The sequence below is a fragment of the Streptomyces sp. ISL-43 genome (assembly GCF_018614195.1).
Classification (GTDB): Bacteria; Actinomycetota; Actinomycetes; order Streptomycetales; family Streptomycetaceae; genus Streptomyces.
Map to the genome: position 1 here is coordinate 220,190 of NZ_JAGGOT010000013.1, position 25,498 is coordinate 245,687.

Consider the following 25,498-nt stretch of genomic DNA (forward strand, 5'->3'; position numbering starts at 1 on the left):
GACACGGGGTGCACCCCCTCACCCGTACCCCCGGGCTTGCCCTGAGGTTCGGGGAGAGGTGCGGTGGGTGTGGTGGGGGCGGACGTCCGCGCGGCTGGGTCGCGGGCGTCCGCGCCCGGAGGACCACGCGGGCCGGGCCCGGTGGGTGGGCCCGGCGCGCGTTCGGTCCGGCCCGGCCGGGGCCCGGCGACCAACCAGGCCCCGGCGGAGCCGAAGCGCGCCGCCCGCCTGCCGTGGAGTGTCGGGCAGACAACAGGACGGGCGGCGCGGTTGACGGGTCGTCGCACTGTACGAGGGGGAGCCGACGACCCGAGCCACCTCTTGGCGAGGCCCTTAAGTGAAGCGCCCGCAGGGCTCCCGACGGCAGGGTGCGTATCGCATTTATGCGCGTACTGGGTTCACACCCTGTGTGAATCGGGCGCACTGCACCCCGCGTGAACCGCGCACCCACTAGCCTGGGTCCGACGAGCCCTTGGAGCGGTCCATGCAGCCCAATGCCCTGCTCGACGCCCTCCTCGCCGAGGCGGGCATGTCCCACGCAGGACTCGCCGCGCACGTGAACCAGGCGGGCCGCAGCCGCGGACTCGCCCTGCGCTACGAACACACCGCCGTCGCCCGGTGGTTGAAGGGTCAGCGCCCCCGCGGTCAGGTCCCGGACCTGATCTGCGAGGTGATCGGGGGCCGGCTGCGGCGCCCGCTGTCACTCGACGACGTGGGCTTCGGTGTGCCGGGACAGTCCGCCGACCCCCACGGGTCCCCGCTCAGCGGCTTCGTCGACCGCGCCGCCGCCCTGTGGCGTTCCGACGGCAACGGCCGCCAGTGCCTCGCCGCCGACGCCCTCACCGGTACGCCCGCCGTGATCCCGGTGTGGGAGTGGGAGAACCCGCCGGAGGACGCGGACGTGTCCCGCGAGGGCCCGACCCGGGTGGGCCCCGAGCACATCGAGATCCTGCGGGCCGCCCGCGCGCACTACGAGCTGATGTACCGCCGGGCAGGCGGCGTCGCCACCCGCGACCGGATCGTGCGTTTCCTCGGTACCGAGACCGCCCCTCTGCTGCGCGGGAGTTACTCCGACGGCCTTGGCCGCAGCCTGTACCGGGCCGGCGGCTCCCTGGTGGCGGTGGCGGGGATCTGCGCGTACGACTCGGACGCGCACGGGCTGGCCCAGCGCTACTTCCACCAGGCCCTGCGCCTCGCGAAGGCCAGCGGCGACCGTGGGCTCGGCGCCTATGTCATCGCGCTCATCGTCAACCAGTGCCTGCACCTGCGGGAGTTCCGCCAGGCCGTCGCCTTCGCCGAGGCCGCCCTGCGCACGGCGGGCCGGCACACGACCCCGGCGCTGGCCGCCGACCTGTACGCCATGCAGGCCAAGGCCTACGCCCAACTCGGCGATACGACAGCCGCGTTGGCTTGCATCCGCAACGCCGAGGCGGCCGCCGAGCGGATCCGGCCCGGCACGGAGCCGGACGAGACGGGGTACGTACAGCCCGGGCTGGTCAACGTCCAGGTGGCCGAGGCGCTGCTCGGCCTGGGAGATCTGCGGGCGGCTCACGAGCAGGCGGCGGCCGCCGTGGGGACCCCCGCGCACGACCGGGGCCGGGTGCACCGCCTCGCGATGCTGTGCGAGATCCAGCTGCGCCAGGGAGAGGCCGACCAGGCGGTGGCGGCGGCGGCCGAAATGGCCGAGCGGGCCAGGGGGATGGAGTCTCTGCGGCTGCGCGACCGGCTGCGCGCGGTCCGCGTACAGCTTCTGACCAGCGGTTGTTCGGGGGCGGAAGAGACGGCAGAGCTCATCGACGGAGCGTTGCGCGTTCCCCTGTGACGGGGTGAACTGCTGCCATGTTGCCACCTACTCGATCGGAAGGTGGCACAACCGTGCAGTGGACGAACTTGAGTGAGCAGACCGTGTACGCGAACCGCTGGTTCGATGTGAATCTCGCCGACGTGGAACTCCCCGACGGCCGGCACCTGGATCACTTCGTCATCCGGCTGCGCCCGGTCGCCGTCGCCACGGCCGTCAACGAGGCCAACGAGGTGCTGCTGCTGTGGCGCCACCGCTTCATCACCGACAGCTGGGGCTGGGAACTGCCCGCCGGGGTCGTGGAGGACGGGGAATCCGTGGAGAGCGCCGCCGCCCGGGAGATGGAGGAGGAGTCGGGCTGGCGGCCCGGACCCCTGCACCACCTGATGACCGTCGAGCCGTCCAACGGGCTGACCGACGCCCGCCACCACCTCTACTGGGCGGACGGGGCCACCTACACGGGGCACCCCGAGGACGATTTCGAATCCTCGCGCCGCGAGTGGGTGCCCCTCAAGCTGGTGCCGGACATGATCGCGCGCGGCGAGATCCCGGCCGCCAACATGGCGGCCGGGCTGCTGCTCCTGCACCATCTCAGGCTGGGCAGGCCCTAGGGCCGGCTGTGGGCGTCGGCCGTGCGGGCCGCCCGTAGGGCCGCCCGCAGGGGTCAGCCGTACGGGTAGAAGCCCGAGCCCGTCTTGCGGCCGAGGCGGCCGGCGTCGACCATCCGCTGGAGCAGCGGGGGAGCCGCGTACAGGGGCTCCTTGAACTCCGCGTACATCGAGTCGGCCACCGAGGCCACCGTGTCCAGACCGATGAGGTCCGCGAGCTTCAGCGGGCCCATCGGGTGGGCGCAGCCCAGCTCCATGCCGTTGTCGATGTCCTCGCGGCTCGCGATGCCCGATTCGAACATCCGGATCGCGGACAGCAGGTACGGGATGAGGAGCGCGTTCACGACGAAGCCGGAACGGTCCTGGGCGCGGATCGCGTGCTTGCCCAGCACGCCCCCGACCAGGGCCTCGGCCCGCTTGACCGTCTCGTCGCTCGTCGTCAGCGCCGGGATCAGCTCGACGAGCTGCTGCACCGGGGCCGGGTTGAAGAAGTGGATGCCGATGACCTGGTCGGGCCGCGAGGTCGCGACGGCCAGCTTGACCAGCGGAATCGAGGAAGTGTTGGAGGCGAGGATCGCGTCCGGGCGGGTGATCACCTGGTCGAGGACCTGGAAGATCTCCGTCTTGACCTGCTCGTTCTCGACGACCGCCTCGATGACGAGGTCGCGGTCGGCGAACTCGCCGAGGTCGGTGGTGAACGACAGGCGGGCCAGGGTCGCGTCCCGCTCCTCCTCGCTGATCTTGCCGCGTTCGGCGGCCCTCGTCAGAGAGGTGTGCAGGCGGGTCCGCCCGAGTTCGAGGGCCTCGCCGGTGGTCTCGGCGACCATCACCTCAAGACCGCTGCGGGCGAACACCTCCGCGATGCCCGCGCCCATCTGGCCACAGCCCACTACGCCGACGCGTGCGATGTCGTCTGGGAGGTCCGTCACATCGTGCCTTTCGCTGCTCATCCATCGCGGGTCCCCCGTACTCGTGCAGTGGTAACTGCGTTCCGGCGCCCGCCACGCCCCCCGACGTTACCCCCGTCCTTCCCCGGCGTGGCGGGCCGGGGCGGGCATGCTGGGCGGACACCAGGCAATGTCACGGAGTGGAACGGAGTCGTCACATGGCGCACATCGGGAGGCGGGGAGTGCTGGCCGGCGCGGCGGGGGTGCTGGCCGCGGCGGTGACGGCGGCCCCCGCGAAGGCGGTCCGAGCACCGAAGGCGGCCGCGGCGGAATTCCGCGGGATGTGGACCGCCTCCGTACAGAACGTGGACTGGCCCTCCGAGAGCGGGCTGCCCGCCGCCGAGCAGCGAGCCGAGCTGCTCGAACTCCTCGACACCGCCGTCGCCCGCCGCCTCAACGCGGTGATCCTCCAGGTCAGGCCCACCGCCGACGCGATGTGGCCCTCCGCGCGCGAGCCGTGGTCCCAGTGGCTGACCGGAGAGCAGGGCGTCGACCCCGGCTGGGACCCGCTCGGCACCGCCGTCACCGAAGCGCACGCCCGGGGGCTGGAGCTGCACGCCTGGTTCAACCCGTACCGGGTGGCCAACCACACCGACCCGGGCCGGCTCGTCCCCGAGCACCCGGCCCGCCTCAACCGGGGCTGGACCGTCGCGTACGGCGGCAAGCTGTACTACAACCCCGGGCTGCCGCAGGTGCGGCGCTTCGTGCAGGAGGCCATGCTCGACGCCGTCGCCCGGTACCCCGTCGACGGCGTCCACTGGGACGACTACTTCTATCCGTATCCCGTCGAAGGCCGGGACTTCGACGACGACGCCGCCTACGAGAAGTACGGCCGCTCCTTCGCCACCCGCGCCGACTGGCGCCGCCACAACATCGACACCCTGGTCCACGAGATGTCGGGGCGGCTACGGGCGCTGCGCCCCGAGGTGCGCTTCGGCATCAGCCCCTTCGCGGTCTGGCGCAACTCCGACCGCGACCCGCTCGGTTCGCCGACACGGGCGGGCATCGCCACGTACGACGATCTGTACGCGGACACCCGCAAGTGGGTGCGCGAGGGCTGGATCGACTACATCGCGCCGCAGGCGTACTGGCAGATCGGCCACCCGACCGCCGACTACGCGGCCATCGTCCCCTGGTGGGCGAAGACCGTCGCCGGCACCGGCGTCCGCCTCTACGTGGGGGAGGCGCTCTACCGCTGCGACGCGGACAGCTCCACCGCTGCCTGGCGCGATCCGCGGGAGCTGTCGCGGCACGTGCGTTTCGCCCGCGGATACCCGGAGGTCCGCGGCCATGCCTACTTCTCGGCGAAGCAGGTGGCCGCGGACCCGAACGGGGCGATGGCCAGGGTGGTCGCCGACCACTACCCGGCGGTGGCGGCGCCGCGCTGAGCCGGCACGGTGCGCCGCGCTTTCAGTGTTCGTGCTCGGTCGGGTGCTTCACCACGCAGTCGGGGCCGGGGGACATGACGGCCTCGTGCCCGTCCGTGAAGCGGACGCGGTAGGGAGGGGTGCCGTTCTCTCCGAGCACCTGGGTGATCTCACCGACCTTGTCGTGCTGGCCCACGATCCTGCCGTGCTGAACCAGCTGGTCGCCCTCGGTCGCGCGCATAGCTGACCTCCTCGGTGGCGGTCCGATCCGGTGCTAGCAGTTTAGGTCGTTCCACCACTATTTGACCCGTTGGGTCACTGCGATGCAGACGAGCACCGCGCCGGCGGCGACGGGTGCGGCGGGGGAAAGGTGCTCGCCGAGCAGCGCCACCGACCACACCAGGGTCAGCATCGGCTGCGCGAGCTGGAGCTGGCTCGCGCGGGCCGCGCCGATCTCCGCCATGCCCCGGTACCAGACGTAGAGGCCGAGGAAGGTGGAGCCGACGGCCACCCAGACGAGCCCGGCCAGCCCGTGCGCGGTGAGGTGGACCGGCTCGTACGCGAGCCCGAGCACGGAGCCGGCCAGGCCGATCGGCAGGCACAGCACCAGCGCCCAGCCGATCACCTGCCAGCCGGGCAGCTCCCGGGCCAGGCGCCCGCCCTCGGTGTACCCCGCCGCGCACACCAGCAGGGCGGCGAAGAGCAGGGCGTCGCCGAAGGAGAGGGAGCCGCCGCTCTGGGCCAGGGTGAAGCCGAGGACGACCACGGCCCCGGCGACGGCCGCCGCCCAGAACCGCAGCGGCGGCCGGGCTCCGGTGCGCAGCGAGGACACGACGGCGGTGGTCAGCGGCAGCAGGCCGACCACGACGGCGGCGTGGGAGGTGGTGGAGGTGCGCAGCGCCAGGGTGGTGAGCAGCGGGAACCCGATGACCACACCGCCCGCGACGACCAGGAGGCCCGGCCAGTGCGCGCGGTCGGGGAGCGGTACGCGCCCGGCCAGCAGGCAGGCGCCGGCGGTCAGGCCCGCGAGGACGCAGCGCAGGGCGAACAGGGACCAGGGGCCGAAGCTCTCCAGGCCCCAGGCGGTGGCGGGGAAGGTCAGCGAGAAGGCGACGACGCCGGCGGAGGCGAGGGCGGTGCCGCCGCCGAACCGGCGCGCCCGCGCGCCGCTTCGTGCCGGGTCCGGCACCGAGGCGTGCGTCGAGTCCGGCACCGAGCCTTGCGCAGTGTCCCGAACTGCTATCGCGTCAGGGAGAGTAGCGCTATTCTTTGCTGTCATGTACGAGCGTAGCAGTGTGGCGGAACTGGCGGAATCCCTGCGGTCCGAGCTGAACCGCTACCCGCTGGGTGGAAAGCTGCCGTCCAGTCGGGCCCTGGTCGAGCGTTTCCGGGTCAGTCCCGTCACCGTCTCCCGGGCCCTCGCACAGCTGGCCGCCGAAGGCCTCGTCGTCACCCGCCCCGGGGCCGGAGCCTTCCGCGCGCAGCCCCGTACGCCGGCCCCCGCGCCCGGCGACACCTCCTGGCAGGCCGTCGCCCTCAGCGCGGAAGGGACCGGCGAGGTCGTCCCGCGCTCGGTCGACGCCTCCGGGGTGCTGGTCACCCTCGCCGCCCCGCCGGCCGGGGTCATCGAGCTCCACAGCGGCTACCTGCACTCCGTGCTCCAGCCCGAGCGGGCCATGGCGGCCGCCCTCGCCCGTGCGGGGCGGCGGCCCGGGGTGTGGGGGCGCCCGCCCGTGGAGGGGCTGCCGGAGCTGCGGGACTGGTTCGCGCGGGAGATCGGCGGGGCGGTCGGGGCCGCGGACGTCCTGGTCACCGCCGGCGGGCAGAGCGCGCTCACCACCGCCCTGCGGGCGCTCGCCCCGCCCGGGGCGCCGATCCTCGTCGAATCCCCGACCTACCCCGGGCTGCTGGCCATCGCCCGCGCCTCCGGCTGTCGGCCCGTGCCGGTTCCGGTGGACGCCCACGGGGTCCGGCCGGAGCTGCTGGCCGAGGCCTTCGAAGCGACCGGGGCGCGGGTGTTCGTATGCCAGCCGCTGTTCCAGAATCCGACCGGGGCGGTGCTGTCCGACGAGCGGCGCGGCGAGGTGCTGCGCATCGCGCGCGCCGCCGGGGCGTTCGTGGTGGAGGACGACTACGCGCGGGCCCTGGCCCACGAGGACGCCGGCCCCCTGCCCGCGACGCTCGCCGCCGAGGACACCGACGGGGTCGTCGTGCACGTGCGGTCGCTGACCAAGGTCACCTCGCCCAGCCTGCGGGTGGGCGCGCTGGCCGCCCGCGGGCCGGTCCTGGACCGGCTGCGCGCCATCCAGGTCGTCGACAGCTTCTTCGTGCCCCGGCCGCTCCAGGAAGCCGCTCTGGAGCTGGTCGGCGCGCCCGCCTGGCCCCGCCACCTCAAGGTCGTCGCCGCCGAACTGCGCCACCGGCGGGACGTCCTCGCCGGGGCGCTGCGGCGGGAGCTTCCCTCCTTGGAGGTGCCGCAACTCCCACGCGGCGGATACCAGTTGTGGGCGCGGCCCGGAAGCGGCGATGACGCGGCCTTCGTGGCGGCCGCCCTGCGGGCCGGGGTCGCGGTCGCGCCCGGACGGCCGTACTTCTGCGCGGAACCCCCCGGTCCGTTCGTGCGGCTGAGTTTCGCCGGGGTCCCCGGCGCGGGCGAGCTGACCGAGGCCGTCCGGCGGCTGCGGTCGGCGCTGGGGGGCGCGCCCGGCGGCGGGGCCGCGGGAGAGGCCTGAGGCGGGCTTCGTTCAGACGCTTGACCCCGTGCGACACGCGGCTCACCATCGCCGCATGCATGTTCGGGTTTCGCTAGTCGCAGCAGCCCGTAGTACCTCGCTGCTCGCCGAGCGCTTCGACGACGACCGCCCCATCGACGTGGACGGTTGGCGCGCGGTGGAATCCGCCGCGCGCGGGCTCGTACCCCTGGGCTCGGCCGACCTCCGCTACTGCTCGCCTACCTCCCGCAGCCGGGCCACCGGCGCGGCCCTCGGCTACGCGCCGATGGCGCAGCCCGCGCTGCGGGAGTGCGACATGGGCCGCTGGCGCGGGCTGACCCTGGCGGAGGTGGCGGCCCGGGAGCCCGCGGCGGTGGACCTCTGGCTCGCCGATCCCTGCGCGGCCCCGCACGGAGGGGAGTCCCTGCTCGCCTTCATCGCCCGGATCGGCGGCTGGCTGGACACCCGGCCGGCGGACGACGGGGGCGCGATCGTGGCGGTGGCGGAGCCGTCGGTGGTCCGCGCGGCGCTCGTGTACGCGCTCAACGCGCCCCCGCTGACCTACTGGAACGTGGATGTCCGCCCTCTGTCCACGGTCACCCTGGCGGGCTGGCCGCGACGCTGGCACCTCTCCCTCCAGGCGCCGGTATAACCCCGTTGAGGAGCGCCCGGGCCGCATCTAGCCTGCGGGTATGAACGCGACGGACGACCCGAACCTGCCCAACGGCCCGGCCGGCACCGACGGCGGAGCCGGCATCCGAATCACCACGCTCGCGGAGCGGCCCGAACTGACCGACGCCCTCTGGGGCATGGACGACTCCTGGCCCGAGTTCGCCACGCAGGACTCGATCGCCTGGATGCTGTACCCGCGCATGGTGACGGAACTCCCGGACCACGTCTTCGTCGCGACCGACGACGCCACCGGCGAGGTGGTCGCCAAGGCGTTCAGCGTGCCCTTCGCCCAGCACGCGGCCGGCCGGGACGGGCGGTTGCCCGCGCAGGGCTGGGACCAGGTCCTGATGTGGGCCTTCTCCGACCTGCGGCGCGGGGCGGCCCCCGACACGGTCAGCGCCATCGAGATCAGCGTCCGGCCGGACCGGCAGGGCGAGGGCCTGTCGGGGCGGATGCTCGCCGCGCTGCGGGAGACCGCCCGCGCGCGTGGTTTCACCGAGGTGGTGGCCCCGGTCCGGCCCAGCGGAAAGCCGGCCGAGCCGGACACCTCGATCCACGAGTACGCCTACCGCACCCGCGAGGACGGCCTCCCGTACGACCCGTGGCTACGGGTCCACGTGCGCGCGGGCGCCGTCATCGACTCGGTGGCCCCGCTGTCGATGACGATCACCGGCTCCCTCGCGCAGTGGCGCGAGTGGACCGGCCTCCCCTTCGACGCGGCGGGCCCGGTCCGCGTGCCCGGCGCCCTGTCCCCGGTCCACTGCGAGCCGGAGCAGGGCTACGCGGTCTACGTGGAGCCGAACGTCTGGGTCCGGCACGCGCTGGTCTGACGGGGCGGGCGCGGGAGCGGCGGCCGGCTCGGAGGAGCGAGACGGGGGCGGTCGCCGAGGACGGGAGGCAGATCCCGCCGATGCCCGCGTAGTTCGCCCGGTAGCCGCGCAGGATCTCGTCCAGCGGGATCGTCAGCCGGGCCGGGGTGTAGACCTGCCCGGCGGGGAACGCCGTCACGGTGGCGACCCCGCCCCCGCACTGCACGTAGAACCGCTGGTCCTGCACCCTCGGCAGCCGTCCGGTGGTGCCGCCGGCGCACGAGCCCTCGGCGGCGGTGGCGGGAGCCGCCGTCACGCCCAGGGCGACGACCGCCCCGGCGGCCAGTGCGGCGAATCCCTTGCCGATGCGTCACGACACGCTTGCCCCCAGCTCACCTGTCACTCAATGTGACGAAATGAATACGAAGTGACTATGGGGATGCGTGTGTGACGGACGCAATGCGTTCGGGGGACTGCCCAAGCGTGCGAATACCCGCTAACTTGAACGCGTTCAAGTCAATGGGTTCGGGATGCAGGTGGGCGGAGCGGCAATGACGGCCACGGTGGAGATCGCGGCGGTGGGGCGGGCGCGGGCCGTCCACCCGTGGCAGCACAGGATCGCGCTGGCCGCGCTGATCCTCCCATTGCCGGTCGTGGTGGACATGCTCAGGGCGGGCCTGTCGGCCCCCGCCCTGATCGTCCCCGTCCTTCTCTCCGCGGTGCCGCCCGCCCTCCGGGCGAACCGGGCGTGGTTCATGACCGCCTGCGTGGCCCTCGCGGTCCTGCTGCTGGGATGGTCGCTCCTCGGCCTGCTGGAGGGCATGTGGATCTTCCTGCCCTCGGCGCTGCTCCTGCTGTGCGCCAACTTCGCCGACCCGCGCGCCTACCGGATCCCGGCCACGGTGTTCACCGCCCTCGCCACCATCATCGCGGTGGTGCCCCTCGTGCTCTTCGGCGGATCCCTCGCGACCCTGCTCGGCGTCTAAGGGCCGTCCCGCAAAGGTTCACCGGGTCGCGGCACCCATGTCCGAGGCGTCGACCCAGCCGATCCGTGCGACGAGCATCGGGCCGGAGTCTCGCCGGATCCCGGCCACGAAGGGCTACCGGCCGCGGGGCTTGCCGCGCTTGCCGGTGGACTTGGCCACGGCCTTGCCGCTCTTGGGCGCGCCGGCGCGCGGGTTCTTGGCGGCGGGCTTCCCGCCACCGCGGGGGGCCGGCTTGCGCTGCGGCTTCGCCTTCTTCTGCTCGGGCTCCGGCTGGGTACGGCCGCGCCCGCGCGAGCTGTTGACGGTCCGCCCGCGCACGATCCCGATGAACTCCTCGACCAGGTCGGGGGTCTCGTCCGCCTCGGGCCACGACAGCGCGACGCGCGACTCCGGTGCGTCCAGCAGCGTCCGGTAGGTGAGGTCCTTGCGGTGGTGCAGGCGCGCGAGCGACTGGGGCACGACGAGGACGCCGATGCCCGCCGCCACCAGCTCGATCGCGTCGGCCGTCGTCTCGGGCCGTTCCAGCGCCGGCTTGCCCGGCAGCTGCTCCCAGCCGAGGGTGTCGTCGAGCGGGTGGAGCACGATCTCGTCGGCCAGTTCCGCGACCGACAGTTCCTCGACCGCGGCCGCGAGGTGGTCCTTGGGGATCACCACGACCGTGGTCTCGGTGTAGAGCGGGATCGCGCTGAGGCCGGTCCGGTCGATCGGCAGCCGGACGAATCCGGCGTCGGCGCCCTTGCCCCGCAGCAGGGCGGGAGCTTCGGCGGGGGTGGCCGGAACGAGGGTCAGGGGGACGTCGGGCAGCCGTTCCTTCCAGATCCGCACCCACTTGGTGGGAGTCACCCCGGGGACGTACGCGAGCTGGAACGACGGGGGCGTCTCGGAGTCTGTCACCCGGCCAGATTACCGGCCGTGGTCGGAGGTGGCGCACACGCTCGATACCCTTGACCCCATGACGTCGCACCAGACCGCCCAGACCATGAAGCCCGCGACCGCGGCGAAGAAGCTGGGTGTGTACCTCGAGGCCACCCCCGCAGAGTTCCAGGAGGGTGTCGTCTCGCGCACCGAGCTGGCCGCCCTCCAGGCCGAGCCGCCCCAGTGGCTGCAGGACCTCCGGAACAACGGCCCGCACCCCCGTCCGGTGGTGGCCGCGAAGCTGGGCATCTCCATCTCGGGCCTGGCCCGCGGCGGTATCACCGAGGCGCTCACCACCGAGCAGATCGAGGCCCTGAAGCAGGACGTGCCCGAGTGGCTCGCGAAGGAACGGTCCACCCAGGCCGAGGTCCGCAAGGAGACCGTCCGCATCAAGCAGATGCAGGCCGAGAAGGCCGAGAAGCGAGAGAGCTCCTGACCCTCCCGGCCCGCCGCCCGGACCGGTGCGGCGAGGCCTGAGCCCAGGCCGAGGTCTCGGCCGGGGCCGGCGGCGGGATCCACGCTCGGGCCGACCGCCGCGGCGGCGGCCGGGCCCAGCCCACGCCAGGGCCGCGACCAGCTCGCGCATCCGCGAGCGCGGCTCCCCGTCGGCCGGGACGTTCCACCTCCTCGACGCCCGACCGGAGCACCCGCAGGTCCCGTTCCGCCAGGGCCGCGAGCCGGCGGGCGTTTTCCGCGGTCATGGCCCGCGGCCCTGCGCCGCCAGGGCCGCGCAGCCCCCCTCCAGCTCGGCGGGGCGCAGCACGCCCGGCCACGCCCGGCGCGGGCCGGTCCGCGGAGTCCGGCTCCGCCACCGCCGCCGCCACCGCCACCGGCGAGCACGGCGGCCGCCTCCACCGCGTCACACGTCACCTGCCACAGAGCAGTGGCCGACGCGGTCTCCATGTCCGGCACCAGGCCGCCCTGCGTCGCGCGCAGGGCCGGAGCCCACGCCGGGCCCACCGCGCACCAGGCCACCCGGCGTCGCGGGCAGGGCCGGAGCCCACGCCGGGCCCGCCCCGAGGCCGAGCCCACCCCCACGCCGAGCCCGCCCCCACCGCGCCCAGCCCGCCCCCACGTCGGGCGATCCCCCGCCGCGTCGGCCGCCGCGCGGTCAGCGGTTCGGCCCGCACCACCCGGTCGCTGAAACACGCGCCGCCGAGGGCCGTGCGGAGTGCTTCAGTAGAAGGGTGAGCGGTCGCGGTGCCCGGTCGCGCCGGGTGCTGGTCGGCCGGATAGCGGCTTTGCATAAACGTGCGTAGCTACGTATAGTCATGCCATCGAGGAGGAGGGTCCGATGGTGGTACGTGTAGCGGTGGCCGGTGCGAGCGGGTATGCGGGCGGGGAAGTGCTGCGCCTGCTGCTGTCCCACCCCGAGGTCGAGATCGGCGCGCTGACCGGGCACTCCAACGCCGGGCAGCTGCTCGGATCGCTCCAGCCGCACCTGGTGCCCCTCGCCGGGCGCACCCTGCAGGCGACCACGCCCGAGGTGCTGGCCGGGCACGACGTCGTCTTCCTGGCCCTGCCGCACGGGCAGTCCGCCGCCGTCGCCGCACAGCTCGGCGAGGACGTCCTCGTCGTCGACATGGGCGCGGACCACCGGCTCCAGGACTCCGCCGACTGGGACAAGTTCTACGGCGCCCCGCACGCCGGGACCTGGCCCTACGGCCTCCCCGAGCTGCCGGGGGCCCGCGTCGCGCTGGCCGGTTCCAAGCGCATCGCGGTGCCCGGGTGCTACCCGACGGCCGTCTCCCTCGCCCTCTTCCCGGCCTACGCCGCGCAGCTCGCCGAGCCCGAGGCCGTGATCGTCGCCGCCTCCGGCACCTCCGGCGCCGGCAAGGCCCTCAAGCCGAACCTGCTGGGCTCCGAGGTCATGGGCTCCATGAGCCCGTACGGCGTCGGCGGCGGCCACCGCCACACGCCCGAGATGGTGCAAAACCTCAGCCCCGTCGCCGGAACACGGGTCTCGGTGTCCTTCACGCCGACGCTGGCGCCCATGCCCCGCGGCATCCTCGCCACCTGCACCGCCAAGGCGCTGCCCGGAGTCACCGCCGAAGCGGTCCGCGCCGCGTACGAGAAGGCGTACGCGGACGAGCCCTTCGTGCACCTGCTGCCCGAGGGCCAGTGGCCGGCGACGGCCTCCGTCTACGGTTCCAACGCCGTTCAGGTGCAGGTCGCCTACGACGAGGCCGCCCAGCGGATCATCGCGATCAGCGCCATGGACAACCTCACCAAGGGCACCGCCGGTGGCGCGGTGCAGAGCATGAACATCGCCCTCGGGCTCCCCGAGGCACTGGGTCTTTCCACGATCGGAGTCGCACCGTGAGTGTCACGGCAGCACAGGGGTTCACGGCGGCGGGCATCGCCGCCGGGATCAAGGCAAACGGCAATCCGGACCTGGCCCTCGTGGTCAACAACGGGCCGCGTCTGGCCGCCGCGGGCGTCTTCACCTCCAACCGCGTCAAGGCCGCGCCCGTGCACTGGTCCGAGCAGGTCCTGCGCGGTGGCACCGTGGGCGCGGTGGTCCTCAACTCCGGCGGCGCCAACGCGTGCACCGGCCCCAAGGGCTTCCAGGACACGCACGCCACCGCCGAGAAGGTCGCCGGCGTCTTGAACCAGCAGGGTCTGGGTGGAGAGGTCAACGCCGGCGAGGTCGCCGTGGCGTCCACCGGCCTGATCGGCGTCCTGCTCCCCATGGACAAGCTGCTGCCCGGCATCGAGACCGCCGCCGCCGCGCTCTCCGCCGACGGCGGTGAGGCCGCCGCCGTCGCCATCAAGACCACCGACACCGTGCACAAGACGGCCACGGTCGGCCAGGACGGCTGGACGGTCGGCGGCATGGCCAAGGGCGCGGGCATGCTCGCCCCGGGCCTGGCCACCATGCTCGTCGTCCTCACCACCGACGCCGACCTGGACAGCGCCACCCTCGACAAGGCGCTGCGTTCCGCGACCCGCACCACCTTCGACCGGGTCGACTCCGACGGCTGCATGTCCACCAACGACACGGTGCTGCTGCTCGCGTCGGGCGCGTCCGGCCGGGTGCCGGTGTACGAGGAGTTCGCGGAGGCCGTGCGCACGGTCTGCGACGACCTGGCCCGCCAGCTGATCGGCGACGCCGAGGGCGCCAGCAAGGACATCCGCATCGAGGTGATCGGCGCGGCCACGGAGGACGACGCGGTCGAGGTCGGCCGGTCCATCGCCCGCAACAACCTGCTCAAGTGCGCCATCCACGGCGAGGACCCGAACTGGGGCCGCGTCCTGTCGGCGATCGGCACCACGAAGGCGGCCTTCGACCCGGACCGTCTGAACGTCGCCATCAACGGCGTCTGGGTCTGCAGGAACGGCTCCGTCGGCGAGGACCGGGACCTTGTCTCCATGAAGGACCGGGAGGTCCGCATCACCGCCGACCTGGCCACCGGCTCCGAGTCCGCGGTCATCTGGGCCAACGACCTGACGGCCGAGTACGTCCACGAGAACAGCGCGTACTCCTCATGAGTACGGCACGCAAGCACACCGCGTTGCCCAAGGCCGAGATCCTCATCGAGGCCCTGCCCTGGCTGACCCGTCACAACGGCAAGGTCGTCGTCATCAAGTTCGGCGGCAACGCCATGATCGACGAGGACCTGAAGGCGGCCTTCGCCCAGGACGTCGTCTTCCTGCGCCAGGCCGGCCTGAAGCCGGTCGTCGTGCACGGCGGCGGTCCGCAGATCAACGCCCAGCTGGACAAGCAGGGCCTGGTCAGCGAGTTCAAGGCGGGCCTGCGGGTCACCACGCCGGAGGCGATGGACGTCGTACGGATGGTCCTGGCCGGGCAGGTCCAGCGCGAGCTGGTCGGGCTGCTCAACCAGCACGGGCCGCTCGCCGTCGGCATGACCGGCGAGGACGCCCACACCATCACCGCCACCAAGCACACCCCCGAGATCAACGGCGAGAGCGTCGACATCGGGCGGGTCGGCGAGATCACCGCCATCGACACGGGCGCGATCGAGGCACTGCTGGCGGACGGCCGGATCCCGGTCATCTCCTCCATCGCCCGCAGCGCCGACGACCACCACGTCTACAACGTGAACGCCGACACGGCGGCCGCGGCCCTCGCGGCCGCGCTCGGCGCCGAGACGCTCATGGTCCTCACCGACGTCGAGGGGCTCTACGCGGACTGGCCCAACAGCGACGAGGTCATCAGCCGGCTCACCGTCAGCGAGCTGGAGAAGCTGCTGCCCGAGCTGTCCAGCGGCATGGTCCCGAAGATGGAGGGCTGCCTGCACGCCGTCCGCAACGGCGTGACCACCGCGCGGGTCATCGACGGGCGGGTCCAGCACTCGATCCTGCTGGAGATCTTCACGGACGAGGGAATCGGCACGATGGTCGTGCCCGACGCACAGGGAGGGGAACCCGCATGACCGGCAACCAGGAGACCGGCAACCAGCGGTACGGCGCCCGCTGGCAGGGGGCGCTGACCAACAACTACGGGACCCCCGCGCTGGCCCTCGTACGCGGCGAGGGCGCGCAGGTCTGGGACGCGGACGGCAAGCAGTACACCGACTTCGTCGGCGGCATCGCGGTCAACGCCCTCGGCCACGCCCACCCGGCGATCGTCGAGGCCGTCACCACGCAGGTCTCCACCCTCGGCCACGTCTCCAACCTCTACGCCTCCGAGCCGGTCCTCGCGCTCGGCGAGCGGCTGCTCCAGCTCTTCGGCCGCTCCGGAAAGATTTTCTTCTGCAACTCCGGCGCCGAGGCCGTCGAAGCCGCCTTCAAGATCGGCCGGCTGACCGGTCGGACCCACATGGTCGCCACCACCGGCGGCTTCCACGGCCGCACCATGGGCGCGCTCGCGCTCACCGGCCAGCCGAAGAAGCAGGAACCCTTCCTGCCCTTGCCCGGAGACGTCACGCACGTCCCGTACGGCGATGTGGAGGCCCTGCGGGCCGCCGTCACCGAGGAGACCGCGCTCGTCGTCATCGAGCCGATCCAGGGCGAGAACGGCGTCGTCGTGCCGCCCGCCGGCTACCTGACGGCCGCCCGCGAGATCACCCGGGCCACCGGCACCCTGCTCGTCCTCGACGAGGTGCAGACCGGCATCGGACGCTGCGGCCAGTGGTTCGAGCACCAGGCCCACGAGGGTGTCGAGCCCGACCTCGTCACACTCGCGAAGGGCCTCGGCGGCGGTCTGCCGATCGGCGCCGTCGCCGCCTTCGGCCCCGTGGCCGACCTGCTCCAGCCCGGCCAGCACGGCACCACCTTCGGGGGCAACCCCGTCGCCTGCGCCGCCGGCCTCGCCGTGATCGAGACGATCGCCGCCGAAGGTCTCCTCGACCAGGTCAAGGAGCGCGGCGAGCGGCTGCGCGGCGGAATCGAAGGATTCGCACACCCGCTCGTCTCGCACGTCCGCGGAGCGGGCCTTCTGCTGGGTATCGTGCTGACGGAGCCGCTCGCACCGCAGGTGCAGCGCGCGGCTCAGGACGCCGGCTTCCTGGTCAACGCGCCCGCCCCCGACGTCGTACGGCTGATGCCCCCGTACGTACTGTCCGAGGCCGAGGTGGACGCGTTCCTGCAGGCCATGCCCGGCGTGCTCGACGCAGCGAAGTCCGCCGCGGACGTGGACGGATGATGAACCGGGGAATGAGACGACGATGAGTCAGGCGCAGGAACACGAGCAGAACAGCCAGTCCGTTCCGCAGACCCGCACCGCCCGCCACCGCCGGATCGTGGACATCCTGAACCGGCAGCCGGTCCGCTCCCAGAGCCAGCTGGCCAAGCTGCTCGCTGACGACGGGCTGAGCGTCACCCAGGCGACGCTCAGCCGCGACCTCGACGAGCTCGGCGCGGTGAAGATCCGCAACACCGGCGGCGAGCTGATCTACGCGGTGCCCAGCGAGGGCGGCTTCCGCACCCCGCAGGCACCGCTCGGCGAGTCCGCGAAGGAGGAGCGCATGCGGCGCCTCTCCGGGGAACTGCTGATCTCCGCGGAGGCCTCCGCGAACCTCGTGGTCCTGCGCACGCCGCCCGGCGCGGCCCAGTTCCTCGCTTCGGCGATCGACCAGGCCGAGCTCCAAGCCATCCTCGGCACGATCGCGGGCGACGACACCCTGATGCTGATCAGCCGCGATCCGGCAGGCGGCCAGGCCCTCGCCGACCACCTGCTGAGGCTGGCCCAGAAGGAGAGCTGAGCGCGGCGGCGTCAGGCCCGGCCCATTCAGTACCCGGTCACCGCGAGGGGGCCCGACTCCGTACCGATCGCGATGTGCGGGTGCCTGCGCGGGTTCGCCCAGCGCAGGATCGCCCGCATCGCGCCCTCCGGGACCGAGACGCAGCCGGCCGTCGCGCCCTTGCCGTCGACGTGCAGGAAGATGCCCGCGCCCCGGCCCCGTACGGGCCGGTCGTAGTTGAAGGCGATGACCAGGGCGTGCGCGTACTGCTTCGCGTACGAGACCAGGTGCTCCGCCTCGCCCGGCGCGCAGTCCGCGGGCAGCGGCTCCACCCAGCGGTTGTAGCTGCCCGAGGCGTTGTCCTGGCACCACCAGGAGGCGGGGGTCACCCGCCGGTAGCGGTACGCCGTCCCGGCCGGCGCGTGCGCGATGCCGAAGGCGTACGGGAGCCCGAACAGGCCGGCCGGCGTGGTGTTCGTGCCCTGGACACGGGCCGTGCCCTCCGTCAGGCCGTTCGCGCCGAAGCGGGCGGGCGCGGCGCCGGCCTCGTACCAGCGCCCCGCCCGCCGGTCCCACCAGGTCAGGCGACCGGTCGTGGAGCCGGGGGCCGGGGCGACGGCGGTGATCAGCTGGCTGCCGCCGCCGGTGTCGGCGAGACGGGCGGGCAGCGGCGGATCGCCGTCGGGGCAGTAGGGGCCTTGCAGCAGCAGGCTGGTGACGATCAGTGAGGCGAAGGCGACAGCGGTACGCGGCACACGTCAGACGGTACGGGGCGGAAGGGGCAGCGGCAGCGCAGGCAGGCCGTCGAGGCTCGCCCCGATGAACTCCTTCTTCTCGCAGTACTCGGCGAACTCCTCGTCCGTCTTGCGGCCGAAGTACTCCGCGTGGAGCGTGCGCTCGCTCTGGTACTCCATGAAGGGGACGGCGTACCCGCACGTGTCCGCGATCCGGCGGGCCTTGACGAGGATGACGGCGCGCGCCGAGGGCCCGTCGGCCTCCCCGAACAGCTCGATCAGCCCGTCCCAGCGCGGGTCGTCGCGGAAGACGGCCTCGCCCTCGCCGTGGATGCGCACGATGTTCGGCGGCCCGCTGAACGCGCACCACATCAGCGTGATGCGGCCGTTCTCGCGGACGTGGGCGATGGTCTCGGCGCCGCTGCCGCCGAAGTCCAGATAGGCCAGCGTCTGCTCGTCGATGACGACGAGGGTTCCGGCGCGGCCCTTGGGGGACAGGTTGACGTGGCCGTCGCCCGCGAGCGGGGCGGTCGCGGTGAAGAAGACCGGCTGTTCCTCGATGAACTTGCGCAGGCGGCCGTCTATGCGTTCGTAGAGCTTTCCCATGAGGATCAGTATCCGTCCGTCGTGGATTCCCCGCGGGGGAGTCCGAGTTGTGAGCGGATCCGCGCCAAGACGTAGTCGCTGAACAGTCCCGTGCAGCGGTCCAGCAGGGCGCCGACTTCCGGGTCCCGCGGCGGCAGGGCGGGCGGCCCGTAGGGGGACCACAGACTCTGGATGTGCTGCGCGGCGAGCAGGCGCAGGCCCGCGTCCTGGTCCGTCAGCAGTTCCACGGAGGCCCGCAGCCCGGCCACACCGCCCCGGGCGTGCAACAGCCGGTACGCGGCCCGGCGGGTGTGAACCGGCCGCCCGGGCGCCAGACGGTCCACCAGCCAGTCGGCGGGCAGCCGCCCCGCCGAGGAGCGCAGGCTCAGGGAGGCCTCCCGGGCCACGGAGGGCGAAGGGTCGTCCAGCAGCGCCCGCAGCAGCCCGAGGTCGGTGGAGTCCAGCAGCCGCAGCCCGCGCACGGCGGAGGCCCGTACCGCCCCGGCGGGATGGTCCAGCAGCGCGCGCAGGAGCGGGGCATCCTCCCGGCGGGCGCACTCGGCGAAGCCGGTCACGGCGTACGGGGTCACCTGGGCCGGGCCCTCGACCAGCGCGCGGGAGAGGGCGCGGGGGTCCCCGCCGCCCTGCCCGGCCAGCCAGCGGGCGCAGGCCCGGACCACGCCGGAGCGGTCGGCGAGGTACTCCGCCGCCTCCGCCGCCCGCCCGGCCCCGCGCAGCGCGGTGACCCCGGCGGCCCGGACCAGCGGGAGGTGCCCGGTCAGCAGCTCGTCGACCGCCGTGTCGTCCGGCCCGCCTGCGGCCAGGGCCGCCAGGGCGGCGTCGGTCCACAGCCGGCTCGTCGCCGCATCGCGCTCGGCGCGGGCCCGCCCGGCGAGTTCTCGTACGCTGCTGAACCGCCCGCCCTCCAGTGAGATCCGGGCGGCGAACCGCCGGGTCGGGAGGTCGTCGCTGTCGCGCAGTGCGGCCAGTACGGGCTCCGTGGCTTCGTCCAGTGCGGCCCGTGAGGGGCCCAGGTGCCACCAAGGGGCCGGCACGGGCACCTGCTCGCCGCGCAGCACCGCCGAGAACAACTCCAGCGCCCAGGCACCCTGCTCGCGCCGGGCCAGCCGCAGGACGAGCGGGGTCAGCAGGAGCAGCGTGCCCGCGGGGTCGGCGGCCAGCGCCTGGGTCAGTACCCGCCGCGCGCGCCTGCGGACCGCCGGTACCCAGTCGGCGCAGCGGATCGCGATCAGGGGCGGCGGGAGGTGCGGGGCGTCGAGCGCGGCTGCCCGGATCCGCCCGTCGTAGTGGCACAGCCGAAGGGCGATGTGCGTGATGTGGGGGACGCCGGGCGCCCGGTCGCGTACCGCGCGGTCGAAGGAGAGCCACGCGGCCGGTCCGGCGTCCGGTGGCAGTGCGTCCCCGGTGCCGTCGCCCCGCGACAGCCGGTCGGCGGCGTGCCGCCCGGCGTCTTTCTCTTGCTGCCGTCCGGCGTGCATGAGCCCTCCCCGTGTATCCGCGTCCGATCCTAGGTCGGCGGCGGGGCCCGCGCCCCTGATATTCGGCTGGTCAGGCCTTCGCACGGGGCCGCGATTGACGAAACATACGGAGCAGTGCATAGTTATGCCTAACTGTTGGATGTAACGGCGGATGCACCCCGTGAGGAGAAACCCGTGACCGAGCGCGTCGTACTCGCCTACTCGGGCGGCCTGGACACCTCCGTCGCCATCGGCTGGATCGCCGAGGAGACGGGCGCCGAGGTCATCGCCGTCGCCGTGGACGTCGGTCAGGGCGGCGAGGACCTGGACGTCATCCGCAAGCGGGCGCTCGCCTGCGGTGCGGTCGAGGCCGAGGTCGCGGACGCCAGGGACGAGTTCGCCGACGAGTACTGCCTCCCGGCGATCAAGGCCAACGCCCTTTACATGGACCGTTATCCGCTGGTCTCCGCCCTGTCGCGGCCGGCCATCGTCAAGCACCTCGTCGCCGCCGCCCGCAAGCACGGCGCCTCCGTCGTCGCCCACGGCTGCACCGGCAAGGGCAACGACCAGGTCCGCTTCGAGGCCGGCATCGCCGCCCTCGGCCCCGACCTCGAGTGCATCGCCCCGGTCCGCGACTACGCGATGACCCGCGACAAGGCCATCGCCTTCGCCGAGAAGGCCGACCTGCCGATCGCCACCACCAAGAAGTCCCCGTACTCCATCGACCAGAACGTCTTCGGACGCGCCGTCGAGACGGGCTTCCTGGAGGACATCTGGAACGCGCCGATCGAGGACATATACGAGTACACCGCCAACCCGGCCCTGCCCCGCGAGGCCGACGAGGTCGTCATCTCCTTCGAGGCGGGCGTCCCGGTCGCCATCGACGGCAAGCCCGTCACCGTGCTCCAGGCCATCCAGCAGCTCAACGAGCGCGCCGGCGCCCAGGGCATCGGCCGGATCGACATCGTCGAGGACCGCCTCGTCGGCATCAAGTCCCGCGAGGTGTACGAGGCCCCCGGCGCGATCGCGCTGATCACGGCCCACCAGGAGCTCGAGAACGTCACCGTCGAGCGCGAGCTGGCCCGCTACAAGCGGCAGGTCGAGCAGCGCTGGGGCGAGATGGTCTACGACGGCCTGTGGTTCTCCCCGCTCAAGCGGGCGCTGGACGGCTTCATCAACGAGGCCAACCAGCACGTCACCGGTGACATCCGGATGACCCTGCACGGCGGCCGCGCCGTCGTCACCGGCCGCAAGTCCGACGAGTCGCTGTACGACTTCAACCTGGCGACCTACGACTCGGGCGACACCTTCGACCAGTCCAAGGCCCAGGGCTTCATCGAGATCTTCGGGCTGTCCTCGAAGATCGCGGCGCGGCGCGACCTCGCCTGATTCCACGCGTTGTACAAACGGCCTCCCCGTTACCTCCGCGGCGGGGAGGCCGACGCACATCCGCAAAGCCATGCATCTTGAGGAGCAGTAGCTGTGAGCAGCAACAACGGTGGTGACGTCCGGCTCTGGGGCGCCCGGTTCGCCGACGGTCCCGCCGAGGCCCTCGCGAAGCTGTCCGCGTCGGTCCACTTCGACTGGCGCCTCGCGCCGTACGACATCGCGGGCTCCCGGGCCCACGCCCGGGTGCTCGCCAAGGCGGGCCTGCTCACGGCCGACGAGCTCGGCCGCATGATCGCGGGCCTGGACCAGCTCGAAGTCGACGTGGCCGACGGCTCCTTCACCGGCACCGTCGCCGACGAGGACGTCCACACCGCCCTGGAGCGCGGCCTGCTGGAGCGGCTCGGCGCCGACCTCGGCGGCAAGCTGCGCGCCGGCCGGTCGCGCAACGACCAGATCGCCACGCTCTTCCGGATGTACCTGCGCGACCACGCCCGGACCATCGGCGGCCTGATCGCCGAGCTCCAGGACGCCCTGGTCGGCCTTGCCGAGCACCACGCGGACGTGGCCATGCCGGGCCGGACCCACCTGCAGCACGCGCAGCCGGTGCTCTTCGCCCACCACGTACTGGCCCACGTGCAGGCCCTGTCCCGGGACGCGGAGCGGCTGCGCCAGTGGGACACCCGGACCGCGGTCTCCCCGTACGGCTCGGGGGCGCTGGCCGGCTCCTCGCTGGGCCTGGACCCGGAGGCGGTCGCCGCCGACCTGGGCTTCGAGCGCGGCTCGGTCGGCAACTCGATCGACGGCACGGCCTCGCGCGACTTCGTCGCCGAGTTCGCCTTCGTCACCGCGATGATCGGGATCAATCTGTCCCGGATCGCCGAGGAGATCATCATCTGGAACACGAAGGAGTTCTCCTTCGTGACCCTGCACGACGCCTTCTCGACCGGGTCGTCGATCATGCCGCAGAAGAAGAACCCGGACATCGCGGAGCTGGCGCGCGGCAAGTCGGGGCGCCTCATCGGCAACCTGACCGGCCTGCTCGCCACGCTGAAGGCGCTGCCGCTGGCCTACAACCGTGACCTCCAGGAGGACAAGGAGCCGGTCTTCGATTCCTGCGACACCCTGGAAGTCCTGCTGCCCGCCTTCACGGGGATGATGGCCACCCTCACGGTCAACCGGGAGCGGATGGAGGAGCTGGCTCCGGCGGGCTTCTCGCTCGCCACGGACATCGCGGAGTGGCTGGTCAAGCAGGGCGTGCCGTTCCGGGTCGCGCACGAAGTCGCCGGCGAGTGCGTGAAGGTGTGCGAGGGGCTCGGGATCGAGCTCGACGAGCTCACGGACGACCAGTTCGCGAAGATCTCCGAGCACCTGACGCCGGAGGTCCGCACCGTCCTCAACGTCAAGGGCGCGCTGGCCTCCCGCAACGGCCGGGGCGGCACCGCCCCGTCGGCGGTCGCGGTCCAGCTCACGGAGCTCAAGGCCGACCTGGTCATCCAGCACGCCTGGGCGGCGCACAAGAACTAGCCGTACCGCCCGGAGGGGGTGGCCGGAGCCTTCGGGCCCCGGCCGCCCCCTCCGGCGTACCGCCCCACCGCGTACGACCGCGCCGACTACGCGGCCCACCCCGCCAGCGTCTCGAAGTCCTCCGCGACGAGGCCGATCCGCTCGTCGATCCGCATCAGCAGTGCCCGTGCCGGGTGCCGCTGGTCGACGTACTCGTGGTCCATGGCCGTGATGTCGTCGTCGATCCACGCGAAGGGCCTGTGCCCCGCGTACTCCAGGACGTACTGCGTCTTCCAGAAGGTGCCGCGCGGCGCCCGGCCGTGCATCACCGGCCAGTCGATGAACGGGAGCCGGGGCAGGCCCAGGTGCGGGCCTATCCAGTCGTTCGCCTCGTCCTTCCACGTCGTGGCCCAGACCAGCTCGTAGGAGTCCGCGAGCGCGAGCAGCCGCGCCCCGTGGCCGTGGTTCAGCCAGACCCGCAGCGGCTTCGGGCTCTCCGCCTCGGTCCAGCCCGTCGGGCGCATCCGGTGGGTGGAGTACCCCTCGGGGCGGCGCTGGGGCTTGGCCGCGTACGGGTTCAGCGGGCCGTCGACATCGATCAGGAGCAGGGGCTTCGTCGGCTTCATCTCGGCAGGATTCCCTTCAGGCCGCCGTCCGGCAGCTCATTTGTCGATCGAATGAGACGTTGATGTCTCATTCGGGGTATGCTTGTCTCATGGCCATGGATCGTGACCAGGTGCTCCGCGACGCGGCCGCCCTGCTCTCCCGCAAATCGACCGCAACGATGGACGAGGTCGCCCGCGCCGCCGGAATCGGGCGCGCGACCCTCCACCGGCACTTCGCCGGGCGCGACGCCCTCGTACGGGCGCTCGAAGAGCTCGGCATCCGGGAGTTCGAGGTGGCCTTCGACAACGCCCGCCTCGACGAGGGCACCGCGATCGACGGGCTCAGACGCCTCGTCGCCGAGGCGGAGCCCAACGCCGAACTGCTGGCCTTCCTCGTCACCGAGAACCAGCTCTTCGAGGGCGACCAGGTCAACGAGGGCTGGGCCCGGCTCGACGCCCGCGTCGGCGCGCTCTTCCGGCGCGGCCAGGAAGAGGGCGACATCCGGATCGACCTGAGCCCCGCATGGCTCACCGAGGCCCTCTACGGGCTCATCGGCACCTGCGCCTGGGCCGTCATGGACGGCCGGGTCGCGGCCAAGGACTTTCAGTACATGATCACCGAGTTGCTGCTCGGTGGCGCAAGACGGAGTGTGGAGAAATGAGCCGAACCGAACAGCTGACCCAGGCGAAGGGGGCGGAGGGCAGGGGCTCCGGGCGCTGGATCGCGCTCTCCGTGCTCGTCCTGGCCGTCCTGCTGGTCGCGGTCGACGCCACCGTACTCGGTCTCGCGACGCCCGCCCTCAGTGAGGACCTGAAGCCCTCCGGCACCCAGCTGCTGTGGATCGGGGACATCTACTCCTTCGTCATCGCCGGCCTGCTCGTCTCCATGGGCTCCCTCGGCGACCGGATCGGCCGCAAGAAGCTCCTCCTCGTCGGCGCGGCGGCCTTCGGCGCCGTCTCGGTGCTGAACGCCTACGCGACCAGCCCCGAGATGATGATCCTCGCCCGGGCCCTGCTCGGCGTGGCCGGCGCGACCCTGATGCCCTCCACCCTCGCGCTGATCCGCAACATCTTCCACGACCCCAAGGAGCGCAGCCTCGCCATCGGCATCTGGGGCGCCACCGCCTCCGCGGGCGCGGCCGTCGGGCCGGTCGTCGGCGGAGCCCTGCTCCAGCACTTCTGGTGGGGTTCGGTCTTCCTCATCAACCTCCCCGTGATGATCGTCCTGGTCATCGTCGGCGTCAAGCTGCTGCCCGAGTCCAAGAATCCGGTCACCGGTCCCTGGGACCTGTTCAGCGTCGGGCTCTCCCTCGTCGGCATCATCGGCGTCGTATACGCCGTCAAGCAGGTCGCCACCCACGGCATGGGCTGGGAGGTGTGGGCGGCCGCCGTCATCGGAGCGGGCGCGCTCTACACCTTCGTACGCCGCCAGTTCACCCTGACCGCCCCCCTCCTCGACATGCGGCTCTTCAAGCACCGCGGCTTCTCCGGCGCGGTCCTCGCCGACCTGCTCACCGTCTTCGGCCTGTCCGGACTGGTCTTCTTCCTCTCCCAGTTCCTCCAGCTCGTCCAGGGCCGCGAGCCGCTGGAAGCCGGCCTGGCCGAACTGCCCGCCGCCGTCGGCGCCGTGGTCACCGGTCTGGTCGCCGGAAAGTACGCCCGCAAGTACGGGGTACGGGTCATCGTGACCGGAGGCCTCGCCGCCATCGGCGTCGCGCTGGCCGCGCTCACGGTCATCCACAAGGAGACCGGCTACCCGCTGCTCGGAGCGGCCCTGCTCATCGTCGGCCTCGGCGCCGGCTTCTCCTTCACCGTCACCGCCGACGTGATCCTCTCCAGCGTGCCCAAGGAGCAGGCCGGTTCGGCCTCGGCCGTCTCCGAGACCGCGTACGAACTGGGCGCCGCCCTCGGCATCGCCCTGCTCGGCTCGGTCGTCACCGGCGTCTACCAGGGCTTCACCGCACCGGCCTCCGTCACCGGCCCGGTCGCCGACGCCGCCCACGAATCCCTCGGCGGCGCCGTCGAAGCGGCCAGGTCGCTGGACCCGCAGACCGCCGGGCAGATGGTCGGAGCCGCCCAGGAGGCCTTCGTGGACGGCCTGCGGCTGGCCTCCGGAGTCGGCGCGGCCGTGCTGCTGGCCACCGCCGCGGCCGCCTGGTACCTGCTCAAGGGCCAGGAGCTCCAGGACGGCATCGAGCACTGACGCCCCGCCAGAGGGTGGTGTCCCGCACCGAGTTGACAG

The 25,498-nt window shown here is 72.8% G+C and carries 25 protein-coding genes; 17 read left to right on the forward strand and 8 right to left on the reverse strand.

Going from position 1 to position 25,498, the window contains the following annotated elements; all coding sequences use genetic code 11:
* Window positions 1-484: 484 nt before the first annotated feature.
* Together J7F03_RS08990 and J7F03_RS08995 are read left to right on the forward strand one after the other, a co-directional pair.
* Complete coding sequence (locus tag J7F03_RS08990) at window positions 485-1,822, forward strand: transcriptional regulator (protein WP_214948121.1); 1,338 nt, start codon at window positions 485-487, stop codon at window positions 1,820-1,822.
* Window positions 1,823-1,875: 53 nt separating this feature from the next.
* Window positions 1,876-2,412 (forward strand): NUDIX hydrolase, encoded by a 537-nt coding sequence (locus tag J7F03_RS08995; RefSeq protein WP_214948122.1) that lies wholly within the window; start codon window positions 1,876-1,878, stop codon window positions 2,410-2,412.
* 53 nt (window positions 2,413-2,465) lie between these two features.
* Here the strand turns inward: J7F03_RS08995 and J7F03_RS09000 are convergent, their stop codons facing one another.
* A complete protein-coding gene (locus tag J7F03_RS09000) occupies window positions 2,466-3,359 on the reverse strand; it encodes a 3-hydroxybutyryl-CoA dehydrogenase (protein WP_214948123.1) in 894 nt (297 codons plus the stop codon).
* A gap of 155 nt (window positions 3,360-3,514) precedes the next feature.
* On the opposite strand from J7F03_RS09000, the gene J7F03_RS09005 reads away from it, so the two are divergent.
* Entirely contained in the window at window positions 3,515-4,744 is a 1,230-nt protein-coding gene (locus tag J7F03_RS09005; protein ID WP_214948124.1) for a glycoside hydrolase family 10 protein, read from the forward strand.
* Window positions 4,745-4,766: 22 nt separating this feature from the next.
* Here the strand turns inward: J7F03_RS09005 and J7F03_RS09010 are convergent, their stop codons facing one another.
* On the reverse strand, window positions 4,767-4,964 hold the full coding sequence (locus J7F03_RS09010) for a DUF1918 domain-containing protein (RefSeq protein ID WP_214948125.1): 198 nt from the start codon (window positions 4,962-4,964) through the stop codon (window positions 4,767-4,769).
* 57 nt (window positions 4,965-5,021) lie between these two features.
* Window positions 5,022-5,936, reverse strand: a complete 915-nt coding sequence (locus J7F03_RS09015) for a DMT family transporter (RefSeq protein ID WP_374104288.1) — start codon at window positions 5,934-5,936, stop codon at window positions 5,022-5,024.
* Between J7F03_RS09015 and J7F03_RS09020 the strand changes: the two genes are divergently transcribed.
* The 4 genes from J7F03_RS09020 (at window position 5,860) to J7F03_RS09035 (ending at window position 9,901) form a co-directional block, all read left to right on the forward strand.
* The gene (locus J7F03_RS09020; protein WP_374104289.1) at window positions 5,860-7,455 is read left to right on the forward strand and encodes a PLP-dependent aminotransferase family protein; all 1,596 of its coding nucleotides are present in this window, start codon (window positions 5,860-5,862) and stop codon (window positions 7,453-7,455) included. The two genes, J7F03_RS09015 and J7F03_RS09020, sit on opposite strands and share 77 nt — an antisense overlap.
* 55 nt (window positions 7,456-7,510) lie before the next feature.
* The gene (locus J7F03_RS09025) at window positions 7,511-8,086 is read left to right on the forward strand and encodes a histidine phosphatase family protein (RefSeq protein WP_214948128.1); all 576 of its coding nucleotides are present in this window, start codon (window positions 7,511-7,513) and stop codon (window positions 8,084-8,086) included.
* 157 nt (window positions 8,087-8,243) lie between these two features.
* Entirely contained in the window at window positions 8,244-8,936 is a 693-nt protein-coding gene (locus tag J7F03_RS09030; RefSeq protein WP_214948337.1) for a GNAT family N-acetyltransferase, read from the forward strand.
* A gap of 530 nt (window positions 8,937-9,466) precedes the next feature.
* Entirely contained in the window at window positions 9,467-9,901 is a 435-nt protein-coding gene (locus J7F03_RS09035) for a hypothetical protein (protein ID WP_214948129.1), read from the forward strand.
* 114 nt (window positions 9,902-10,015) lie between these two features.
* On the opposite strand, the gene J7F03_RS09040 is transcribed toward J7F03_RS09035, so the two are convergent.
* On the reverse strand, window positions 10,016-10,795 hold the full coding sequence (locus J7F03_RS09040) for a LysR family substrate-binding domain-containing protein (protein ID WP_214948130.1): 780 nt from the start codon (window positions 10,793-10,795) through the stop codon (window positions 10,016-10,018).
* A gap of 58 nt (window positions 10,796-10,853) precedes the next feature.
* Between J7F03_RS09040 and J7F03_RS09045 the strand changes: the two genes are divergently transcribed.
* The 6 genes from J7F03_RS09045 (at window position 10,854) to J7F03_RS09070 (ending at window position 16,983) form a co-directional block, all read left to right on the forward strand.
* Window positions 10,854-11,252: a DUF5997 family protein gene (locus tag J7F03_RS09045; RefSeq protein WP_214948131.1), complete on the forward strand. Its 399-nt coding sequence runs from the start codon at window positions 10,854-10,856 to the stop codon at window positions 11,250-11,252.
* A gap of 858 nt (window positions 11,253-12,110) precedes the next feature.
* Entirely contained in the window at window positions 12,111-13,139 is a 1,029-nt protein-coding gene (gene argC, locus J7F03_RS09050) for an N-acetyl-gamma-glutamyl-phosphate reductase (RefSeq protein ID WP_214948132.1), read from the forward strand.
* Window positions 13,136-14,308, forward strand: coding sequence for a bifunctional glutamate N-acetyltransferase/amino-acid acetyltransferase ArgJ (gene argJ / locus J7F03_RS09055; protein WP_214948133.1), 1,173 nt, complete (start codon window positions 13,136-13,138; stop codon window positions 14,306-14,308). The genes argC and argJ overlap by 4 nt, the downstream gene beginning before the upstream one ends.
* Window positions 14,305-15,213, forward strand: a complete 909-nt coding sequence (argB, locus tag J7F03_RS09060) for an acetylglutamate kinase (protein ID WP_214948134.1) — start codon at window positions 14,305-14,307, stop codon at window positions 15,211-15,213. The genes argJ and argB overlap by 4 nt, the downstream gene beginning before the upstream one ends.
* Entirely contained in the window at window positions 15,210-16,424 is a 1,215-nt protein-coding gene (locus J7F03_RS09065; RefSeq protein ID WP_214948135.1) for an acetylornithine transaminase, read from the forward strand. Before argB ends, J7F03_RS09065 begins: the two co-directional genes overlap by 4 nt.
* A gap of 22 nt (window positions 16,425-16,446) precedes the next feature.
* Window positions 16,447-16,983, forward strand: a complete 537-nt coding sequence (locus tag J7F03_RS09070) for an arginine repressor (protein WP_112446935.1) — start codon at window positions 16,447-16,449, stop codon at window positions 16,981-16,983.
* A gap of 26 nt (window positions 16,984-17,009) precedes the next feature.
* Here J7F03_RS09070 and J7F03_RS09075 read toward each other — a convergent pair whose 3' ends face one another.
* Genes J7F03_RS09075 through J7F03_RS09085 form a run of 3 tightly spaced genes read right to left on the reverse strand, consistent with a single transcriptional unit; the run spans window position 17,010 to window position 19,780 of the window.
* Complete coding sequence (locus tag J7F03_RS09075) at window positions 17,010-17,687, reverse strand: L,D-transpeptidase (protein WP_251071651.1); 678 nt, start codon at window positions 17,685-17,687, stop codon at window positions 17,010-17,012.
* A gap of 33 nt (window positions 17,688-17,720) precedes the next feature.
* Window positions 17,721-18,302: a pyridoxamine 5'-phosphate oxidase family protein gene (locus J7F03_RS09080; protein ID WP_214948137.1), complete on the reverse strand. Its 582-nt coding sequence runs from the start codon at window positions 18,300-18,302 to the stop codon at window positions 17,721-17,723.
* 5 nt (window positions 18,303-18,307) lie between these two features.
* A complete protein-coding gene (locus tag J7F03_RS09085; protein ID WP_214948138.1) occupies window positions 18,308-19,780 on the reverse strand; it encodes a HEAT repeat domain-containing protein in 1,473 nt (490 codons plus the stop codon).
* Window positions 19,781-19,954: 174 nt separating this feature from the next.
* On the opposite strand from J7F03_RS09085, the gene J7F03_RS09090 reads away from it, so the two are divergent.
* Together J7F03_RS09090 and argH are read left to right on the forward strand one after the other, a co-directional pair.
* Window positions 19,955-21,148 (forward strand): argininosuccinate synthase, encoded by a 1,194-nt coding sequence (locus J7F03_RS09090; RefSeq protein WP_214948139.1) that lies wholly within the window; start codon window positions 19,955-19,957, stop codon window positions 21,146-21,148.
* A gap of 93 nt (window positions 21,149-21,241) precedes the next feature.
* Window positions 21,242-22,672: an argininosuccinate lyase gene (gene argH / locus J7F03_RS09095; RefSeq protein WP_214948140.1), complete on the forward strand. Its 1,431-nt coding sequence runs from the start codon at window positions 21,242-21,244 to the stop codon at window positions 22,670-22,672.
* Between the two features lie 86 nt (window positions 22,673-22,758).
* On the opposite strand, the gene J7F03_RS09100 is transcribed toward argH, so the two are convergent.
* Window positions 22,759-23,277, reverse strand: coding sequence for an HAD domain-containing protein (locus J7F03_RS09100; protein ID WP_214948141.1), 519 nt, complete (start codon window positions 23,275-23,277; stop codon window positions 22,759-22,761).
* A gap of 89 nt (window positions 23,278-23,366) precedes the next feature.
* Here J7F03_RS09100 and J7F03_RS09105 point away from each other — a divergent pair, with 89 nt between their 5' ends.
* Window positions 23,367-23,918: a TetR/AcrR family transcriptional regulator gene (locus J7F03_RS09105; protein ID WP_214948142.1), complete on the forward strand. Its 552-nt coding sequence runs from the start codon at window positions 23,367-23,369 to the stop codon at window positions 23,916-23,918.
* On the forward strand, window positions 23,915-25,459 hold the full coding sequence (locus J7F03_RS09110; RefSeq protein ID WP_214948143.1) for an MFS transporter: 1,545 nt from the start codon (window positions 23,915-23,917) through the stop codon (window positions 25,457-25,459). Before J7F03_RS09105 ends, J7F03_RS09110 begins: the two co-directional genes overlap by 4 nt.
* The last annotated feature ends 39 nt before the right edge of the window (window positions 25,460-25,498 follow it).

Excerpts from the sequence above, each read along its gene's own strand:
- J7F03_RS09100 (WP_214948141.1), bottom strand. The coding sequence starts at position 23,277 with ATGAAGCCGACGAAGCCCCTGCTCCTGATCGATGTCGACGGCCCGCTG.
- J7F03_RS09080 (WP_214948137.1), bottom strand. The coding sequence starts at position 18,302 with ATGGGAAAGCTCTACGAACGCATAGACGGCCGCCTGCGCAAGTTCATC.
- J7F03_RS09065 (WP_214948135.1), top strand. The coding sequence starts at position 15,210 with ATGACCGGCAACCAGGAGACCGGCAACCAGCGGTACGGCGCCCGCTGG.
- J7F03_RS09085 (WP_214948138.1), bottom strand. The coding sequence starts at position 19,780 with ATGCACGCCGGACGGCAGCAAGAGAAAGACGCCGGGCGGCACGCCGCC.
- J7F03_RS09030 (WP_214948337.1), top strand. The coding sequence starts at position 8,244 with ATGGACGACTCCTGGCCCGAGTTCGCCACGCAGGACTCGATCGCCTGG.
- J7F03_RS09035 (WP_214948129.1), top strand. The coding sequence starts at position 9,467 with ATGACGGCCACGGTGGAGATCGCGGCGGTGGGGCGGGCGCGGGCCGTC.
- J7F03_RS09025 (WP_214948128.1), top strand. The coding sequence starts at position 7,511 with ATGCATGTTCGGGTTTCGCTAGTCGCAGCAGCCCGTAGTACCTCGCTG.
- J7F03_RS09105 (WP_214948142.1), top strand. The coding sequence starts at position 23,367 with ATGGCCATGGATCGTGACCAGGTGCTCCGCGACGCGGCCGCCCTGCTC.
- J7F03_RS08990 (WP_214948121.1), top strand. The coding sequence starts at position 485 with ATGCAGCCCAATGCCCTGCTCGACGCCCTCCTCGCCGAGGCGGGCATG.
- argC (WP_214948132.1), top strand. The coding sequence starts at position 12,111 with ATGGTGGTACGTGTAGCGGTGGCCGGTGCGAGCGGGTATGCGGGCGGG.
- J7F03_RS09010 (WP_214948125.1), bottom strand. The coding sequence starts at position 4,964 with ATGCGCGCGACCGAGGGCGACCAGCTGGTTCAGCACGGCAGGATCGTG.
- J7F03_RS09000 (WP_214948123.1), bottom strand. The coding sequence starts at position 3,359 with ATGAGCAGCGAAAGGCACGATGTGACGGACCTCCCAGACGACATCGCA.
- argB (WP_214948134.1), top strand. The coding sequence starts at position 14,305 with ATGAGTACGGCACGCAAGCACACCGCGTTGCCCAAGGCCGAGATCCTC.
- J7F03_RS09070 (WP_112446935.1), top strand. The coding sequence starts at position 16,447 with ATGAGTCAGGCGCAGGAACACGAGCAGAACAGCCAGTCCGTTCCGCAG.
- J7F03_RS09110 (WP_214948143.1), top strand. The coding sequence starts at position 23,915 with ATGAGCCGAACCGAACAGCTGACCCAGGCGAAGGGGGCGGAGGGCAGG.
- J7F03_RS09045 (WP_214948131.1), top strand. The coding sequence starts at position 10,854 with ATGACGTCGCACCAGACCGCCCAGACCATGAAGCCCGCGACCGCGGCG.
- J7F03_RS09005 (WP_214948124.1), top strand. The coding sequence starts at position 3,515 with ATGGCGCACATCGGGAGGCGGGGAGTGCTGGCCGGCGCGGCGGGGGTG.